Raw genomic sequence first — 17600 nt, forward strand, 5'->3', positions numbered from 1 at the left:
GTCGATCCCGATACACAACCGACACGCCGCCAACAAGCGCCCACGCTAGCCTCGCCAGCCGCAACACGTCCTTACATCAGCACTTCCCGCCTCACGGCAGGACGCCTATGCTGAAACCACCACCTCGCAGCCCATCTTTGTGGTTGGCGGCCTACTGGCAGATGAACAGCCCCATGCACAACACCCAAAGCACCATGACGGATGAGCATAAAGACGACAAGCGCTGGAGCATCCGCGCCCTGATCGTCGACGACGACGTGCCGATCCGTGAGTTGATGATCGACTATCTGGCCCGTTTCAACATTCACGCCAGCGGCGTCACCGACGGCGCAGCCATGCGTCAGGCGATGCTGGCCGAGCATTTCGACGTGGTGGTGCTCGATCTGATGCTGCCTGGCGAAGACGGCTTGTCGCTATGCCGCTGGCTGCGCGCCGAATCGGACATCCCGATTCTGATGCTCACCGCCCGTTGCGAACCCACCGACCGCATCATCGGCCTGGAACTGGGCGCCGACGACTACATGGCCAAACCGTTCGAACCACGGGAGCTGGTGGCACGGATCCAGACCATCCTGCGCCGGGTGCGCGACGACCGTACCGAGCAGCGAGCCAACATTCGCTTCGACAACTGGCGCCTGAACAGCGTCTTGCGCCAGTTGATCGCCGACGACGGCCTCGTGGTGCCACTGTCCAACGCCGAATTCCGTCTGCTCTGGGTGTTTATCGAACGCCCGCGCCGGGTACTGAGCCGCGAACAATTGCTCGATGCCGCCCGGGGTCGTTCGATCGAAGCGTTCGACCGCAGCATTGATCTGCTGGTGTCGCGCCTGCGGCAGAAACTCGGCGACGATCCCAAAGCACCGCAGTTGATCAAAACCGTGCGCGGTGAGGGTTACCTGTTCGACGCCAGGGACATCGGCTGATGCGAGCGCGCTTCGACACGTTGTTCGGCCGCCTGTTTGGCGTGCTGTTCGTGGCGATTGTCCTGGCGCACCTGCTGGCCTTTGCCTGGTTTCACCATTACGGTCCACCGCCCCCACCACCGCCCCCGGAGTTTGCGCAAAATGCCGAGGGGCAGCCGCTGCCACGGGACCTTCGTTACCCGCCACACCCACCGCGCCCATGGTTCGGCGGCCCGGTGGTGCCCCTGACGTTTCAGTTCATCACCCTGATGATTGCCGCGTGGTACGGCGCCAAGTTGCTCAGTCGACCGATCCAGCGCCTGAGCGACGCCGCCGAGCGCCTCAGCGAAGACCTCGACAGCCCGCCGCTGGACGAGTCCGGCCCACGGGAGGCGCGGCAAGCGGCACACACCTTCAACCTGATGCAGCAACGCATTCGCGAACAGGTCCAGCAACGCGCGCGGATGCTCGGCGCCGTCTCCCACGACCTGCGCACACCGCTGTCACGCCTGAAACTGCGCCTGGAAAACATCAGCGATGACAAGCTGCAAAGCCAGATGCGTCAGGATCTGAACGACATGATCGACATGCTCGACGCCACCCTCACCTACCTGCACGAACAGCGCACCAGCGAGGCGCTGCAATTGATGGACGTGCAGGCCCTGGTCGAATCGCTCTGCGAAAACGCTCAGGACCAGGGCGCGGACGTGCAGGTCAGCGGCCACTGCGCACCGTTGCCCGTGCAGCCGATGGCCTTGCGTTCGTGCATCAACAACCTGATGGACAATGCCTTGCGCTATGCCGGACAGGCACGCATCGAATTGCAGGATCAGCGCGAGCAACTGCTGATTCGCGTGATCGACCACGGCCCGGGGATTGCCGAAGACAAACGTGAGGCGGTGTTCGAACCGTTTTATCGCCTGGAAGGCTCGCGCAACCGCAACTCCGGCGGTGTAGGTCTGGGCATGACCATCGCGCGCGAGGCGGCGCAGCGGCTGGGCGGGCAGCTGAATCTGGAAGAAACACCCGGCGGCGGCCTGACCGCCATCATCCGCCTGCCGCGCACCTGAGAACACCACCGACGTTGTAGGTTTGTGTGCGCTGCCAATCTGTGTAACCACCGGTACAAAGTCCAAACACCCAGGACACGTTGCCCCTTGAGTCTGCATAAGCCGGTACACCACCGGTTTTCCATCCCAGGGAGTGAGTCCGATGATCGGTAGCGTCAGCAACTACACGAGCTATACCAGTACCAGCAGCACCTCCACGCACAACGCCCGCAGCCAGCAACTGCAAAAGCAACTGTTCGCCAAACTCGACAGCAACGGCGACGGCGCGGTGAATCAGGACGAACTGAATAGCGCCCTGTCGGAGAAATCCGACGATGGCCTGCTGGTCAACCTGAGCAAACAGTTCGGTGATCTGGACAGCGACGGCAGCGGCAGCCTCAGCGCCGAAGAAATGACCGCGATGACCCCGCCGCCACCGCCCCGCGACCAGGCCCCGAACACCGACCTGGCCGACGCCCTGATCAGCGCCCTCGACACCGACGGCGACGGCGCCATCAGCAGCGACGAACTGAGCAGCGGCCTGACCAGCGCCGGCAGCAGCGCCGACAGCAACCAGATCTTCTCGGCCCTGGACAAGAACAAGGACGGTACTGTCAGCCAGGACGAACTCACCGCCAGCCTGACCCCGCCGCCCCCACCGCCAGAAGCGAACAGTGACGAACTGTTCAGCCAGCTCGACACCGATGCCGACGGCAGCGTGACCGCTACCGAACTGAGCAGCGCGCTGCAGACCCGCGACAGCACCTCGACCACCAGCACCGACAACACCGCCGCTCTGCTCAAGGTGCTGGATAGCGACAGCAGTGGCGGTGTCAGCAGTGATGAGCTGAAAGCCGCTTTACAGGCAGGTGGTGAACGGCCGGATGAAGAGCAGACGGCTTCTGCGCAGACGACTGCCGAAGCGCTGAACCGTATGATTGCCAACCTGAGCAAGCAGTATTCACTGACCAGTACGGCACCGGTGGGCAAATATCTCAACGTTGCCACGTAATGGCTGTGTGAGCTGCCGAAGGCTGCGATCTTTTGGTTTTTTTGGGAGCTGGAGTGCGCAGTGTTCGGCAGTTATTGGGTTGGAATTCGGTTGGGGTTTGGGGGTTTTTGAGCATATCCGTTGCTGCGGGTGTTGCTGATTACGGTTCCGCCCTTACGGCGGGTCACTTTTTCCAGACGCCGAAAAAGTAACCAAAAAGGCTTCTCCCTGACGTACGGCACTTCGCTGGGGCTCAGTGTTCCCTCGCTACGGTGTCCACCAGGGGGCATCGCCTCCGGTTTGCTTCGCTGCACCTCCTCTCGATGAATGCGGCTTCGCCGCACGGCGCTGCGCGCCTACCCCCCTGATGAACACCTCCGCTCGGCCTGCCGATGGGGTTGGAGATCTAAAGCCACATCAAAAGCCAGAGCCAGAGCCAGAGCCAGAGCCAAAGCAAGATCAAAAGATTGCAGCTTTCGGGAGCTTGCATCGGATTGGGGGCATTCGGTTAGGGATTGGTCGGTTGTCAGGCCGCCATCGCTGGCAAGCCAGCTCCCACAGTGGGTTGGGGGCATTCAGTTAGGGATTGGTTGGTTGGCCGGCCGCCATCGCGAGCAGGCTCACTCCTACAGGTGGAGCGTGGGCAGTCTGCAAGAGGTTGGTTGGCTGGTAGGCCGCCATCGCTGGCAAGCCAGCTCCCACAGTGGGTTGGGGGCATTCAGTTAGGGATTGGTCGGTTGGCTGGCCGCCTTCGCGAGCAGGCTCACTCCTACAGGTGGATCGTGGGCAGCCTGCAAGAGCTTGGTCGGCTGTCAGGCCGCCGTCGCTGGTAAGCCAGCTCCCACAGAAAAGCAAAGGCAGCACACAGCCCTTGCTTCTCACCACTCAACACGATGAGCGTTAGCTCGAGTACCGCTTTTGATCTCAGCGCCCGTCGGCAGGCTGAGTGGAGGGATTCATCCGGGGGTGGGAGCGTAGCGACCGTTTGGCGAAGCCAAACACATCGAGAGGAGGTGCAGCGAAGCAAACCGGAGGCGATGCCCCCGGATGGATCCCGGAGCGAAGGGACCCGAGCCTAGGCGAGGGCCGAACGTCAGGGTAAAGCCTTTTTGGTTACTTTTTCGGCGTCTGGAAAAAGTGACCCGCCGTAAGGGCGGAACCCTAAGCCGCCATTACCGCAGCAACGGATATGCCCCCCCCAAAAAAAGCCCAAAAAAATCAACGCCGATCCTCAACCCGAACCTGACTCTTACTCCAATCCGTCAACAAACTATAAGCCACCGCCAACAGCGTAGGCCCAATAAACAACCCGATAAACCCAAACGCAATCAACCCGCCAAACACCCCTAGCAACACAATCACCAACGGCAGATTACCGCCACGGCTGATCAGATACGGCTTGAGCACGTTATCCACGCCACTGATGATGAACGTCCCCCAGATCCCGAGAAACACCGCCATCCCATACTCACCCTTCCACGCCAGCCAGGCCGTGGCCGGTACCCAGACCAGCGGCGGCCCCATCGGAATCAGACTCAGCAGAAACGTCACGATCCCCAACACCAACGCCCCGGGAACTCCGGCAATCAAAAACCCGATCAGCGCCAGCACGGCCTGTGCCGCCGCCGTCCCGATTACCCCGTTGACCACCCGCTGCACCGTACCGGCCACCAGTTCGATGTAATAACCCGCGCGTTCGCCGATCAAGCGCTGCAGCAACCCATGAACAAACGCCGCCAGTCGCGGCCCGTCACGGTAGAAAAAGAACACAAAGACAATGCTCAGGGTCAGTTCGAGAATCCCGCCACCGATCTGCGCACTGCGCGCCAGCAGCCAGTTGCCGACCTGTCCCAGATAGGGTTTGACCGACACCATCAGGGCCGCGCCCTGCTGATCGATGCTGTTCCAGATGCCCACCAGCCGTTCGCCCACAAATGGCAACGTGCCGAGCCAGGCCGGCGCTTCGGGCAAGCCGTCCACCTGTACATCCTTGATGAACGCCGTGGCATCGCGCACATGATCGGCCAGATTGAACCCCAGCCACACCAGCGGCACCGCCACCAGCAACATCCAGCCCAGGGTCAGGATCGCCGCCGCCAGGGATTCGCGACCATTGAGCCAGCGGGTCAGCAGGCGCATCAGTGGCCAGCTGGCAAACGCCAGTACTGCGCCCCAGAACAGCGCCGACCAGAACGGCGCCATCACCCACAGGCTGGCGCCAAACAACACCAGCAGCAGGATCTGCACCAGCAGTCGATCGTTATTGAGCATGTAAGGTCTCGAAAAAAAGTCAGTCAGGCCAAGAGTAGGCGAACACGCGGTTCGTGCTCGCCCGCCAGAGCTTATCGCAACAGCTCGATGCGCAGGCCAGCGCCGTCGACGCTGCCGGTTTCCATCCGGGCGGCACGCACGCCCTGATTGATCAGGGCCTGGCGCCAGGCCTCGGCTTTGGGCCCGGAAACCGTCACCCGCTGGGTGGTATCGAGGTTCAGGCCACGCGAAATCAGGCGTAACCAGGTGTCATCGGGCTCATTCACCAATTGGGGAAAATGCAGTTCGCCGGTGCTCTTGAGCTGGCGCAGCAAGGTCGCCGAGGTCGGCAGCAGCTCGCCCAGCGGCGCCATCGCCTCGAACTGCTCGACGTGCAGATAGGCTTTGCGATTGCCGCGGGTGATGCTGTAAAGCGCCACCAGTGTGTTGTCCTGTGGTGCCGCCAGCCTCAACAGCAGATACGCCTGCTGCTCGTCGGCACCGTACAGTTTGGCGTTGCCGAACACCTCGTTGGCCCACAGGCTGCTTTCGCCGCAATCACGGGCCTGGCACCAGAACAACAACCCGGCGCCCTGTTTTTGCAGGGCTTCACGCGCGGCGGTAAACGCCTCGGTAGCGGAATGTTCCGGGGGTAATTCGTAGGTCACCGAGCTGGTCTGGCCACGGGCAGTGACCTGCCCGTCGAAGCGCAACTGCCCGCTGATCTTGCGAATCGAGCCCAACGGGTAGATCCGCTCCAGCTCGACCGGAGGCCGATAATCGACGATTTGCGCATCGGCCAGACGCGGCACGATCTGCAGATCCTGACTGCCCGGCACATCGGCGGCGAATGACAAGGAACTGCAACAGCACAGCACCAACAGACCGAGTGAGCGCATAGTCCGGCTCATCGGATAGACATGTCGTGGCGGATCGGGGTCGCAGCGGTATAGCAATCCATCGTGGTTGTCTCCCATTTCAACCCGACCAGCCTCGACAGTTGCCCGCAGCAAGTCAAGGAATGGCGAAGAACCGATTGAAACAGTCTGCGACAAGGTCGGCACCGGCCTCGTCGTTCAGGTGCAAATGATGCCCACCCGGCAGCTGTTCCCGGCTAAAGGGTAGACGCTCCAGCAGCGCCGGGTGCCTGGCCAGCATGCCGTCCGCCGCGACCACCAGGTGCGCCGGACACTGGATGCGCTGAACGAATGCCATCGCCTGTTCCTCGGTCAGGCGCAGCGGCGATGGCAGGGTCAGACGATTATCGGTGCGCCAGGTATAACCGCCCGGCACCGGCATCAGCCCTCGTTGCGCCAGCAACTGCGCGGCCTCGCGACTGACCGCCACCAGGCCTTTCATTCGCGCTTCGATGGCCCGGTCGAGGGTGTGGTAGACCGGTTTGCGCTTTTCGCGCAGGTCCAGTTGCGCCTGCAGGGCCATGCCCATGCGCTCGGCGGCGTTTTCGCCTTTGTCGGTAGGAGGAATCACCCCGTCAATCAACGCCAGGTGGCTGATGCGTTCCGGCAGCGAACCCGCCAGCACCAGCGAAACAATGGCGCCCATCGAATGCCCGAGCAGGCCAAAGCGCTGCCAGCCCAGTTGTTCGGCCACTTGCAGCACGTCATGGGCATAGTCCCAGAGTGCATAACCAGCACCGTTCGGACGATGCCCGGAATGGCCGTGCCCGGCCATGTCCAGAGCAATGATGCGCAGGCCTTTGAGCTTCGGGGCCAGCCGCGCGAAGCTGTTGGCGTTGTCGAGCCAGCCATGCAGTGCGATCACCGGCAGACCGTCCTCGGGGCCGAACAAATGCGCCGCCAGCTCGATATGCGGCAGGCTCAGGCGCACTTCTTCGAAGGTCGGGCTCATGCGCAATCCTTGTCCTGACGGGCTTCCCAACGGTTGAACAGGTTCTTCAGCAAGCGTGCGGTGTCTTGCGGGCGCTCAAGCGGGAACATGTGGCCACCGGGCATGCTCAACGCCTCGCCCTGGGCAAGGCGCGACACGAAGCGGGTGTGATGGCGCATGACCACATTGCTCTTGTGCCCGCGCACCACTGCCAGTGGCACCTGCAATTGTCGCGTGCGGCCGGGACTGGTGTGCGGCACGCCGCGATAGATGCTGATTTCGGTGGCCGGATCGAAACGCAGGCGCAGCTTGTCGCCAACCTTGTGCAAACCGTGTTGCAGGTAGGCGTCGAAGCACTCCGGATCGAAACCGCGAAACAGGCTCTTGCCGGCAAAATAGCTGCGCGCGCTGTCGAGATCGGCAAACTCTTCACGGCGTCCCAGCGTGCGCCCGGCCGGGGTCAGTCTGTCGATGAATCCGAAACGCTTGGCAGCGCGGATCACCCACTGGTCAGTGCGGGTCAACACCGGCGAATCGAGCATGACCACGCCGCGATACAGTTCCGGGCAACGCAGCGCCGCATGCAAGTGCAACACGCCGCCGAAGGAATGACCCACACCCCACACCGGTTGATCCTGCTGTTGCAAATGGTGGATCAACTCGTCGACCAGGTTGTACCAGTTGTCATCCGCCGGGAAACGCGGGTCATGGGCATGCTGCTCCAGATGCGCGACCCGGTACTCGGGCGCCAGCGCCGCGAACAACTTGCCATAGGTGCCCGAGGGGAACCCGTTGGCGTGGGCGAAAAAGATCGGTTGCGACATGCGGGTAAATCCATGAGCGGGAAACGTGGCGTTGATTGTCCGTAAGACCGCGCCTCCCGGCAATGACCGTAACTGCCAGGAATGATGACAGTCTGGTCAGCGTGATGGTGCGTCCGGGAGATCGCTACCCCCTCACCCCGACCCTCTCTCCCAAGGGGGCGAGGGGTGGGAGCAGATCTTCATGGCTTTCAAAGCCGATACTCGACTCGATCTTTCAGGTCGATGGAGAACGTGAAAACCGCACGTCCGGCCCACGGGCCGGGATGAGGGCATCACTGAATAAACCCACTCAACGCGCCGGTGGCTGCTCGCCCAACGGCACCACCGCCATGGTCAACCGCGAAACACAACTGGCCTTGCCTTCATCGCTGGTCAGGCGGATATCCCAGACATGGGTGGTGCGGCCGATATGAATCGGTGTGGCCACCGCTGTCACTCGCCCACTGCGCAAGCCGCGCAAATGGTTGGCGTTGATCTCCAGCCCCACGCAATAAAACTTGCTGGCATCAATGCACAGGTAACTGGCCATCGAGCCGACGGTTTCCGCCAGCACCACCGAGGCGCCGCCATGCAGCAGACCGTAAGGCTGGTGGGTGCGGTGGTCGATGACCATGCTCGCCGTCAGCGATTCCTCGTCGAAGGACTCGAAACGGATATCCAGCACTTCGCCGATGGTGTTTTTCTGGATTGCGTTCAACTGCTCGATGTTCGGAGTGGTGCGCCACAAGGTCATCGCAGGCTTCCTTTGTTGTTTTGATCGTCACTCAATCCTGCCACAGCACCGCCTCGCTGCGCTCGCTCCATTCTTCGAAGCGCGCGCCGTAAGTGTCTTCGATGACATTGCGTTTAATTTTCAATGTCGGCGTGAGGAAACCGTTTTCCACCGCCCAACTGTCCTTGACCACCACCAGCCGGCGCAGGCGCTCATGTTTGTCGAGCACCGCGTTGACCTCTTCCAGCAGCTTCTCAAGGCTCGAATGCAGGCTCGCCCGCCCCTCGTCCTGATTGACCGTCGATAACACACACAGGCCCAGCGGCGCACTCAGGCCGTCACCGACCACACACACCTGCTCGATCCGTGAATGCACCGCCAGGCGGTTTTCGATCGGTGCCGGAGCCACGTATTTCCCTTTGCTGGTCTTGAAGATTTCCTTGAGCCGCCCGGTCAGGCGCAAGCGCCCCTCGTCATCCTGCTCGCCCTTGTCGCCGGTGCGCAGAAAGCCGTCCCCGGTCAGGGTTTCAGCGGTTTTCTGCGGTTCCTTGAAATAGCCGAGCATGTTCGCCTGACTGCGCACCTGCACTTCGCCGGACTCATCAATGCGCACCTCGACCTCCGGGCACGGCTTGCCGATCCAGCCCTGTTTGTACTGGCCTGGCAGGCAGATGTGCGAGTAGCCGCAACTCTCGGTCATGCCGTAGACCTCCAGCACCTCGAGGCCAAGCGTCTGATACCAGTCGAGCAGGGACTGCGGCACCGGCGCTGCGCCGGACAACGCCACACGCAAGGCATCCAGCCCCAGCCCCGCGAGCACTTTGTGCCCAACCCGCTTGCCAATGAACGGCAGTCCGAGGAGGAAATCCAGACGTTTGGCCGGGATCTTGCCGTACACACCCATCTGGAATTTGGTCCAGATCCGCGGTACACCGAACATCGCCGTGGGCCGCGCCCGCTGCAGGTCGGTGATGAAGGTGTCGAGGCTCTCGGCAAAGAACACCGTCTGCCCGGTGTAGATCGACGCCAGTTCGACGAACATCCGCTCAGCGACATGGCACAGCGGCAGGTACGACAGCAACCGGTCGTTCTCGTTGAGCCCGAACAGTTGCGTGCCATGAGTCGTGGCAAACCCAAGGTTGGCGAAGCTGTGCATCACGCCTTTGGGCAGGCCGGTGGTGCCGGACGTGTAGATGATGGTCGCCAGTTGCTCGCCAGCAGGGCGCGGATCGTCACGGATCGGCGAGCTCCTTTGCAGGTCGTCCCAAGCGAAATCGAACGCGCCGGGCGGATGCAGCGGCAGGCTGATGGTCGGCAGCCCCTGCGGTATGCCTCGGGACATGCCGGGCCAGTCATCGAGCTTGCCGATGAACGCCAGTACGCTGTCCGAATGCGTGAGAACCTGATTCACGGAGTCGGCGGTGAGGTTGGGATACAGCGGCACCGAGACATGCCCGGCCATCCAGATGGCGAGATCGGCGATGATCCAGTGCGCGCAGTTTTTCGAGATCAGGGCAATATGGCTGCCTTGCGGCAACTCCCGGGCGCGCAGCCAGTGCGCAGCGCACCGGGCCTGATGGCCAACATCGGCCCAGGTCAGGGTCTCGACCTGCCCGCCACCGATGGGCTGTACCAGAAAGCGCTGGCGCGGATGCCGGGCCTCGCGTTCGTAAAACACGTCCAGCGGCAATCGGAAGGCAGCAGACATGCGACTCGCTCCTGTTTTTTGGGTCTGGAGCAAGCGTAGTCAACCAAGCAAGTGCTTGGTTGGAAAATTCAGACAAATAATTTCGTCCGCACGCGGCCCCTGCAGGAGTGAGCCTGCAGGGAACGGTGTTATGGGTGCTTGAGGCTGTTAAGCGTCATCGAGCCAATCAGCAGTTCAGGGCTTTCCAGCTCGGCCAGCCCCGCGGTGCTGACTTTCTCCGGCGGATACCCGGCGCCATGTTGCAGATAGCTGAGCAGATGGCCCACCAACGGGTTGTGACTGACCAGCAGTACATTGCTGACCGACACCAGTTGCTCGGCGACTTTGTCCGGGTCGGACTCCGGCGTCAGCCATTCGACAGTGCGAATTTCCGGCTCGAAACCCAGCGCCTCGCGAACAATCTGCGCTGTCTGCTGTGCACGCAGATAGGGGCTGGCGTAGATCGCCGTCAGCGGCTGACCGATCAACCGGGCTGCACTCTTCAAGGCTTCCTGACGACCGTGTTCAGTCAGCTCCCGCTCGGAGTCGGGGCGCGAGCCATAAGGCTCGGCCTCACCATGACGCAATACCCAGAGTTTCATAGCTTGGGTTCCTCATCTCGAGCCGGATGCGGCGCCGGTGGCACGGCGTGCGGCGCTTCACCTTCCGGGGTGCGCGGCGTTGGCCAGTCGGCGAATGGCCACGGTTTCTGGTCACTGTGAAAACTGCCGAAACGCCCGATCTGCGCGAGAAACTGGCTCAGGCTGTCGCCGAAATTCATCAGGCCGGCGCTTGGAGCGCCATAAATCAAACGATAGATCAGTTGCACCAGCACCACCGCGCCGAGGATGAACTGCGCCACTTGCCAGACCAGTACGTAGACGATCATCCACAGCACCCGCAGGAGGATGGATTCGTACTTGGCTTCGGTTTTCGGATCGTTCATGGTTCGCTTCCTGTTGAATCAGTTGAAACCGCTGGTGGAAATAAAGTCGACGTCGGTTTTCGGCTCGGCACGCATCAGTAGACCGATCACCTGTTCCAGCGTGCGTCCTTCGAACAGGATCGCGTGCAGCCCGGCGACCAGCGGCATGTACACACCGACCTCCTGGGATTTGGCCTTGAGCACTTTCAGGGTATTGACCCCTTCGGCCACCTCGCCCAGACGCGACACCGCTTCGTCGAGGCTCAAGCCCTGGCCGAGGGCGAACCCGACCTGATAGTTGCGGCTCTTGGGTGAGGAGCAGGTGACGATCAAGTCACCGACCCCGGCCAGACCGAGGAAGGTCATCGGATTGGCGCCCTGATTCACTGCAAACCGGGTCATCTCGGCGAGTGCGCGGGTGATCAGCATGCTCTTGGTGTTCTCGCCCATCTCCAGCGCCACCGCCATGCCGGCAATGATTGCGTAGACGTTTTTCAACGCCCCGCCCAGTTCGACACCAAAGCGGTCGGCACTGGCGTAAACGCGGAAGGTGCGACCGTGCAGCGCGGCTTGTACCTGCTTGCACAAGTCTTCGTCTTCACTGGCGACCACCGTGGCAGTCAGCGCGTGCTCGGCGATTTCCCGCGCCAGGTTCGGCCCGGACAGCACGCCGATGCGCGCCTGCGGGGCGATTTCTTCGAGGATCTGGCTCATCAGCTTGAAGGTCTGGGCTTCGATGCCCTTGGTCAGGCTGACCAGCATCTTGCCGCTCAGGCGCTCGGCGTGGGGGGCCAGCACCGTGCGCAGTGCGCTGGAAGGCAGCGCGACGAAGCACAGTTCGCAGGCGTCGAGGGTTGCCTGCAAGTCGGTGACGGCGGTCACTCCCGGCAGAATCTTGATGCCCTTGAGGTAACGCGGGTTCTCGCGATTGACCCGAATGGCCTCGGCCTGCTCGGGGTCACGCATCCACTGCCGGACTTGATGGCCGTTCTCGGCCAATAGATTGGCCACGGCGGTACCAAAACTTCCGCCTCCCAGGACCGCAATCGGGCGCTGTTCAGTCATATGCAATCCGTTAATCCATACCAGTGGCGATGCCGGCATTATACGGGGCGACCGAGTCGCGGCCAGCCCCTGCGTCAATTACCGACACTTGTAGGAAGAAGACCAATAAAACCTAGGAAAATGCCTGCAACGTGACTGGAAAAGTCGCTGCCCTCGGTTAACATGCGCGCCAATTCTTCGCTATCTAGGTTGTGCCGTGTCTTTTGGCCCTTCGTCTGCGCGTTCGTCGGTGTTACTGGCGCTGTTGTTCAGCCCGGTATTGCTGGCGGACGACCTGTTTCTGGACAACGACGCACTGCCCCAGGTACTGACGGCCACGCGTCTGAAACAGACACCGGCGGAAGTACCGGGCAGCATGACCGTGCTCGACAGCGAACTGATCAACGCCAGCGGCGCCCGCGACATCAGCGAACTGCTGCGTCTGGTGCCGGGGATGATGGTCGGCAACATCAGCGGCAATCAGGCGGCGGTCAATTATCACGGGACCAACGCCACCGAGGCGCGGCGCATGCAGGTGCTGATCGACGGTCGCTCGGTGTACCGCGCCGGTCTCGCCACGGTGGACTGGAGCGATATTCCGGTGGCCATGGAAGACATCGAGCGCATCGAAGTGTTTCGCGGCCCGAACACCGTCAGCTACGGCGCCAATGCGCTGATGGCGGTGGTCAACATCATCACCCGCCACCCCGCCGACAGCCACGGCACGCGGTTGAAGTACACCCGTGGTCAGCGCGGCATCAACGACTTTTATGCCAGTCAGGGCACCGGCTGGAATGGCGGCGATTTGCGTCTGTCGTTGTCCGGGCAGGAAGACGACGGTTTCGACAGCGATCGCAACGGTGCCGATTACCGCGACAGCCGCCGCTTGAACCGCTTCAGCCTCGCGGTCAGCCACACCCTCAGCGACAACCAGAGCCTCGACTGGCAGGTCAACGCCAAGGACGGCACCAACCAGCGGCCCTACACCTACCGCCCGGTGTTCTCGGGGATTACCGCCGCCGGGGACAATTCCGACGTGGTGGCCAAGGATTACGCCGGCTCGGTGCGCTGGAATCTCGACCTCAACCCCGAGCACAGCGTCTATATCCAAGGCTCGGCACAGCATTGGGATCGTCAGCAGGTGTGGCGCGCCTGCGATGCCGAGGTGTCGTTCAGCCCTGAATTGACGCAGTTGTGGCAGCTCAACCCGAACTACACCGAACGTCTGGCGCGCAACATCACCCGTTTCACCGGTCCCGGTGCCGCGCCCGGCACGCCGCAGGAAATGGCCTTGGCCAATCAGGTGCTCGATCAGTGGCGCAACGGTGCCAGTCGCACCCTGTGCGGCGATATCGACCAGAGCGCCCGGGAATCGCGTTACGACCTCGAAGTGCAGGACACCCTCAGCCTGTCCGACAGTCTGCGACTGGTCAGCGGCATGAACTATCGTTACGACCGTGCCGATTCCGAGACCTATTTCAATGGCACACTCGACGACACCACGTGGCGGGCGTTCGGCCAACTGGAGTGGCGCGCGACTGACCACTGGCTGTTGCAGGGCGGCGCGATGTTCGAAGACACGCAACTGATCGGCAGTTCGCTGACGCCACGCGTTGCGATCAATTACCTGATCAACCCGCGCCACGGCCTGCGCGCGGTGTACTCGGAGGCGATCCGCTCGCCGGACATGTTCGAGAACAATGTGAACTGGAGTTACCTGGTCAAGAATCTGCAGCCGTCGGCCTACGGTCAGTCGTCGGCACGCTATTTCGTCAAGACCCGCGGCCCGGGCGACCTCGAACAGGAACACATGCGCTCGCGGGAGCTGGGCTATAACGGCTACTTCGCCGAATTGGGGCTGGCCGTCGATGTGAAGCTGTTCTACGACGAGATCACCGGCATGATCAGCGAACCGCTGCGCAACAACCAATACATTGCCAGCAACGCCAACAGCTCGCGTTTTCGCGGCACGGAAACCCAGCTCGACTGGCGCCTGAGCCTGGCCGACCGTTTGCGCGTCACCTACGCCTATGTCGACGCCGAGGCGAGCAATCCGCTCGATCAGCAATTCACCGCGAGCAACAGCGGTTCCGCCGGCTGGTTACGCGATTGGGGTCACGGCTGGAACAGCGCCCTCTTCTATTACGGCGACAACGCACTCAACGGCTACCGCTTCGAGCGGGTCGACACACGCATCGCCAAACGCATCGCTCTGGGCAAGGCGCACCTGCAACTGGCCGGGGTGCTGCAACAGCGCCTCGATAACCAGCCGACCACCTTCGTCGACAACCATTACGACGAACGCCGGGTGATGTACTTCAGCGCCGAGCTGGAGTTCTAGATGCGCGGCAGCCTGTTTCACAAGACGCCAACCCTTGGCCACTGGCTGGCGGGTTTGTGCCTGTTTTTGACCGCGTGGCTGCATGGCATGGCGGTGCAGGCCGCCGACATTCTGCTGACCGGCGCCGAAGAAAGCGCCGGCGTGCAGGCGTTCGTTCAGGCGCTCAGCGAGTTGCGGCCCACCGATAACGTGCACTTCCAGCCGCTGGCGAGTCTGCCGGCACCGGGTAAATTACCGTCCAGCCTGCGTCTGATTCTGCTCGACCTGCCCAGCCTCGACTGGCGCCTGCAGGATGCCCAGGGCCCGGCGACGCTGGTGCTGCGCATCAGCCGCCTGCAGGCGCGGCAACGTCTCGGCACTGCGCAACCGCCGCACTTGAGCCTGCTGTGGAGCGATCCGCCACTGAGCCGGCAGTTGCAACTGATCCGGCGGATTCTGCCGCAGGCACGGCGCATCGGCGTGCTGTTCGATCAGCACAGCGAATTTCTGCTCCACGAGCTGAGCCTGGCCGCACAACCGCTGAATCTGGAAATTGTCAGTCAGCGCTGGGACAACATTCACGACAGTCGTCCGCTGCAATCGGTGCTGAAAAACAGTGACGTGTTGCTGGGGCTCGACGATCCCGACCTGTACAACCCGAAAACCGCGAAAAACCTGCTGCTCAGCAGCTACGCGCGGCAAGTGGCGCTGGTCGGTCCCAACGTCGCCTTCGTCCGCGCCGGCAGCCTCGCCAGCAGTTACAGCGACCAGAACGACTGGCTGACGATCCTCGATCAATTGCTCGACCAGCCACCGGCCAGTTGGCCGCGAACGCTCTATCCCGAACGTTTTAAAGTCTCAAGTAACGCGCAGGTCGCTCGTTCCCTAGGGATCGAACCCTTGAATGATGCGTCTGTTGCCAGAGCGCTGGCCGAAGGAGAACGCCGTCCATGATTTTCCGTCGCCGTTGGGACATCAACACCCGCACCCAGCTGATCAGCCTGGGCCCGGCGCTGTTGCTGACTCTACTGTTGATCAGTTTCTTCACCTTCGTGCGTATTCAGGATTTGCGCCAGGAGCTCAATCACACCGGCCAGCTGATCGCCAACCAACTGGCGCCCGCCACCGAATACGGCGTGATCTCCGGCAATAACGAAGTGCTGGAGAGTCTGCTCAAAGCCACCCTGGCCACGCCTAACGTGCGGTTTCTCGAAGTACAGGACAGCGCCAACCGGATTCTGGTGTACGTCGAACAACCGGCCGCCGCCCACAGTCACGCACATCAGGTGGAAGTGTTTCAGGCACCGGTACGCCTGCAACGAATCGCCCTGCACACTGATTTTTTTCAGGATGGCAAAGTCAACAATGGCGGCGCCAGCGAGGACTATCTGGGACGGGTAATCGTCGGGCTGTCCAGCGATGCCTTCAGTCAGCGCCAGCAGGAAATCCTCCTCAAGGCCGGGATCCTCGCGCTGTTTGCCCTGCTCTTCACCTTCGTATTGGCGCGGCGCCTGGCCAGCAGCCTGTCGCAGCCGATCCGTGATATCGGCAATGCGGTCAAGGCGATTCAGGACGGCGACTATAAAACCCCGCTGCCGATCGTCGATGACACCGAACTGGGCGCCCTGTCGCAGCACATCAACAACCTCGCCCAAGCGCTGGAACAGGCCAGCCGCGAACAGCACCAGGCGATGGCGCAACTGATCCAGACCCGCGAGGAAGCGGAAAAGGCCAACACCGCCAAATCCGATTTTCTGGCGATGATGAGCCACGAACTGCGCACGCCCATGAACGGCGTGCTGGGCATGTTGCAGTTGCTGGAAACCACCGACATGACCGAGGAGCAGATCGAGTATGCCGCCCTTGCGTCGGAGTCCACCGAGCACTTGCTGAAGGTCATCAACGACATCCTCGACTTCTCCCGGATCGAGCGTTCGGAACTGGAGCTGGAGCACATTCCTTTCAATCTTGCCGAACTGATCGGCGCCTGCGCCCAGTCGTTCCAGCACAGTGCGGTGCAGCGTGGTCTGGCATTGAACCTGCGCATCCCCGAGGACATGCGCGCGTTGCAGGTGCAGGGCGATCCGACGCGGATCCGGCAGATTCTGGTCAACCTGGTCGGCAATGCCTTGAAATTCACCGAGCGCGGGCGGGTCAGCATCGAAGCGCAATGGCAGTCGCTGGATCACGAACTGCTCTGGTTCACCTGCTCGGTGCGCGACAGTGGCATCGGCATTTCGGCCGAAAGTCTGGAGCTGATGTTCAACGCCTTCCAGCAGGCCGACAGTTCGATTTCCCGGCGTTACGGTGGCACCGGCCTCGGTCTGCCGATTGCCCGTACCCTGGCCGAACGCATGGGCGGCACCTTGCGCGCGCAGAGTGAGGAAGGTCGTGGTTCGGTGTTCACCCTGGAAATTCCCCTGGCCCTTTATAAGCAGGCGTTGCCGCAACTGGCCGCACCGCGCGCACTGAATGGCAACGACCACGGTGAAGGGCGCAACGTGTTGCTGGTGGAGGACAACCCGGTCAATCAGACGGTGATTGAAGCGATGCTGCGCAGCCTGGGCTTTACTGTCAGTGTGGCAACCGATGGCGTGCAGGCGGTGCGAAGTGCCGAGGGCAGCGAATTCGAAGTAATTTTGATGGATTGTCGCTTACCGATCATCGACGGTTACGAGGCGACCCGGCAGATCCGTTTGCTGCCTGGACGCCGCGAGGTGCCGATCATCGCGTTGACCGCCAACGCCCTGCAGGGCGACCGCGAAACTTGCCTGTCGGCAGGCATGAACGATTATTTGGCCAAACCGTTCAAACGCAATGACCTACAACAGATTCTGCAGCGCTGGGTGCAGTAGTGACGGTTTTTCGACCATCTGCGACTGGCGTGAAAAGCGAAAGTGCGGCAGTCTTAGGCACCCGAACAAGCCTCAAAAGGGGCTTGAATAAAAATTTCAGTGCACAAGTGTACATTCATGTCCTTGGTGCTGTGACTTTCACCACAACGCAATAGTCTATGAGTAGGCTGCCGGTACGAGGCATGAACGCGTC

Annotated in this window: 15 protein-coding genes; 6 read left to right on the forward strand and 9 right to left on the reverse strand. The window is 61.8% G+C overall.

Annotation, left to right across the window (positions count from 1 at the left end):
- Positions 1-173: 173 nt before the first annotated feature.
- The 3 genes from HV782_RS21435 (at position 174) to xopAW (ending at position 2963) form a co-directional block, all read left to right on the forward strand.
- Positions 174-923, forward strand: coding sequence for a response regulator (locus HV782_RS21435; protein ID WP_123466867.1), 750 nt, complete (start codon positions 174-176; stop codon positions 921-923).
- Positions 923-1972 (forward strand): sensor histidine kinase, encoded by a 1050-nt coding sequence (locus HV782_RS21440; protein ID WP_123466869.1) that lies wholly within the window; start codon positions 923-925, stop codon positions 1970-1972. Before HV782_RS21435 ends, HV782_RS21440 begins: the two co-directional genes overlap by 1 nt.
- 142 nt (positions 1973-2114) lie before the next feature.
- A complete protein-coding gene (gene xopAW, locus HV782_RS21445; protein ID WP_186744965.1) occupies positions 2115-2963 on the forward strand; it encodes a XopAW family type III secretion system calcium-binding effector in 849 nt (282 codons plus the stop codon).
- A gap of 1197 nt (positions 2964-4160) precedes the next feature.
- On the opposite strand, the gene HV782_RS21450 is transcribed toward xopAW, so the two are convergent.
- The 9 genes from HV782_RS21450 to HV782_RS21490 form a co-directional block, all read right to left on the reverse strand.
- Positions 4161-5213 carry an AI-2E family transporter gene (locus tag HV782_RS21450; protein WP_123466873.1) on the reverse strand — a complete coding sequence of 351 codons (1053 nt, stop codon included), beginning with the start codon at positions 5211-5213 and terminating at the stop codon, positions 4161-4163.
- A gap of 71 nt (positions 5214-5284) precedes the next feature.
- Positions 5285-6091, reverse strand: a complete 807-nt coding sequence (locus tag HV782_RS21455; protein ID WP_186744967.1) for a DUF4892 domain-containing protein — start codon at positions 6089-6091, stop codon at positions 5285-5287.
- A 115-nt stretch (positions 6092-6206) separates the two neighbouring features.
- Positions 6207-7061 carry an alpha/beta hydrolase gene (locus HV782_RS21460; protein ID WP_123466876.1) on the reverse strand — a complete coding sequence of 285 codons (855 nt, stop codon included), beginning with the start codon at positions 7059-7061 and terminating at the stop codon, positions 6207-6209.
- Complete coding sequence (locus HV782_RS21465; protein WP_123466878.1) at positions 7058-7864, reverse strand: alpha/beta fold hydrolase; 807 nt, start codon at positions 7862-7864, stop codon at positions 7058-7060. Before HV782_RS21465 ends, HV782_RS21460 begins: the two co-directional genes overlap by 4 nt.
- A gap of 289 nt (positions 7865-8153) precedes the next feature.
- Complete coding sequence (locus HV782_RS21470; RefSeq protein WP_186744970.1) at positions 8154-8597, reverse strand: hotdog fold thioesterase; 444 nt, start codon at positions 8595-8597, stop codon at positions 8154-8156.
- A gap of 31 nt (positions 8598-8628) precedes the next feature.
- Positions 8629-10284 carry an AMP-binding protein gene (locus HV782_RS21475; RefSeq protein ID WP_186744973.1) on the reverse strand — a complete coding sequence of 552 codons (1656 nt, stop codon included), beginning with the start codon at positions 10282-10284 and terminating at the stop codon, positions 8629-8631.
- Positions 10285-10412: 128 nt separating this feature from the next.
- Positions 10413-10865, reverse strand: coding sequence for a phosphohistidine phosphatase SixA (gene sixA / locus HV782_RS21480; protein WP_123466884.1), 453 nt, complete (start codon positions 10863-10865; stop codon positions 10413-10415).
- A complete protein-coding gene (locus HV782_RS21485) occupies positions 10862-11209 on the reverse strand; it encodes a DUF4389 domain-containing protein (RefSeq protein WP_003227139.1) in 348 nt (115 codons plus the stop codon). The genes sixA and HV782_RS21485 overlap by 4 nt, the downstream gene beginning before the upstream one ends.
- An 18-nt stretch (positions 11210-11227) precedes the next feature.
- Entirely contained in the window at positions 11228-12253 is a 1026-nt protein-coding gene (locus HV782_RS21490; RefSeq protein ID WP_128613915.1) for an NAD(P)H-dependent glycerol-3-phosphate dehydrogenase, read from the reverse strand.
- Positions 12254-12449: 196 nt separating this feature from the next.
- On the opposite strand from HV782_RS21490, the gene HV782_RS21495 reads away from it, so the two are divergent.
- The 3 genes from HV782_RS21495 to HV782_RS21505 are packed head-to-tail and all read left to right on the forward strand — an operon-like array spanning position 12450 to position 17407.
- On the forward strand, positions 12450-14573 hold the full coding sequence (locus HV782_RS21495) for a TonB-dependent receptor plug domain-containing protein (protein ID WP_186744975.1): 2124 nt from the start codon (positions 12450-12452) through the stop codon (positions 14571-14573).
- On the forward strand, positions 14574-15506 hold the full coding sequence (locus HV782_RS21500) for an ABC transporter substrate-binding protein (RefSeq protein WP_186744977.1): 933 nt from the start codon (positions 14574-14576) through the stop codon (positions 15504-15506).
- Entirely contained in the window at positions 15503-17407 is a 1905-nt protein-coding gene (locus HV782_RS21505; protein WP_186744979.1) for an ATP-binding protein, read from the forward strand. The genes HV782_RS21500 and HV782_RS21505 overlap by 4 nt, the downstream gene beginning before the upstream one ends.
- Positions 17408-17600 lie beyond the last annotated feature (193 nt).

It is taken from the genome of Pseudomonas monsensis, from assembly GCF_014268495.2.
In the GTDB taxonomy this organism is placed as follows: Bacteria; Pseudomonadota; Gammaproteobacteria; order Pseudomonadales; family Pseudomonadaceae; genus Aquipseudomonas; species Aquipseudomonas monsensis.

Bases quoted from the DNA above. Each gene is read 5' to 3' on its own strand.
- HV782_RS21435 (WP_123466867.1), top strand. From the start codon at position 174: ATGCACAACACCCAAAGCACCATGACGGATGAGCATAAAGACGACAAG.
- HV782_RS21440 (WP_123466869.1), top strand. From the start codon at position 923: ATGCGAGCGCGCTTCGACACGTTGTTCGGCCGCCTGTTTGGCGTGCTG.
- xopAW (WP_186744965.1), top strand. From the start codon at position 2,115: ATGATCGGTAGCGTCAGCAACTACACGAGCTATACCAGTACCAGCAGC.
- HV782_RS21450 (WP_123466873.1), bottom strand. From the start codon at position 5,213: ATGCTCAATAACGATCGACTGCTGGTGCAGATCCTGCTGCTGGTGTTG.
- HV782_RS21455 (WP_186744967.1), bottom strand. From the start codon at position 6,091: ATGCGCTCACTCGGTCTGTTGGTGCTGTGCTGTTGCAGTTCCTTGTCA.
- HV782_RS21460 (WP_123466876.1), bottom strand. From the start codon at position 7,061: ATGAGCCCGACCTTCGAAGAAGTGCGCCTGAGCCTGCCGCATATCGAG.
- HV782_RS21465 (WP_123466878.1), bottom strand. From the start codon at position 7,864: ATGTCGCAACCGATCTTTTTCGCCCACGCCAACGGGTTCCCCTCGGGC.
- HV782_RS21470 (WP_186744970.1), bottom strand. From the start codon at position 8,597: ATGACCTTGTGGCGCACCACTCCGAACATCGAGCAGTTGAACGCAATC.
- HV782_RS21475 (WP_186744973.1), bottom strand. From the start codon at position 10,284: ATGTCTGCTGCCTTCCGATTGCCGCTGGACGTGTTTTACGAACGCGAG.
- sixA (WP_123466884.1), bottom strand. From the start codon at position 10,865: ATGAAACTCTGGGTATTGCGTCATGGTGAGGCCGAGCCTTATGGCTCG.
- HV782_RS21485 (WP_003227139.1), bottom strand. From the start codon at position 11,209: ATGAACGATCCGAAAACCGAAGCCAAGTACGAATCCATCCTCCTGCGG.
- HV782_RS21490 (WP_128613915.1), bottom strand. From the start codon at position 12,253: ATGACTGAACAGCGCCCGATTGCGGTCCTGGGAGGCGGAAGTTTTGGT.
- HV782_RS21500 (WP_186744977.1), top strand. From the start codon at position 14,574: ATGCGCGGCAGCCTGTTTCACAAGACGCCAACCCTTGGCCACTGGCTG.
- HV782_RS21505 (WP_186744979.1), top strand. From the start codon at position 15,503: ATGATTTTCCGTCGCCGTTGGGACATCAACACCCGCACCCAGCTGATC.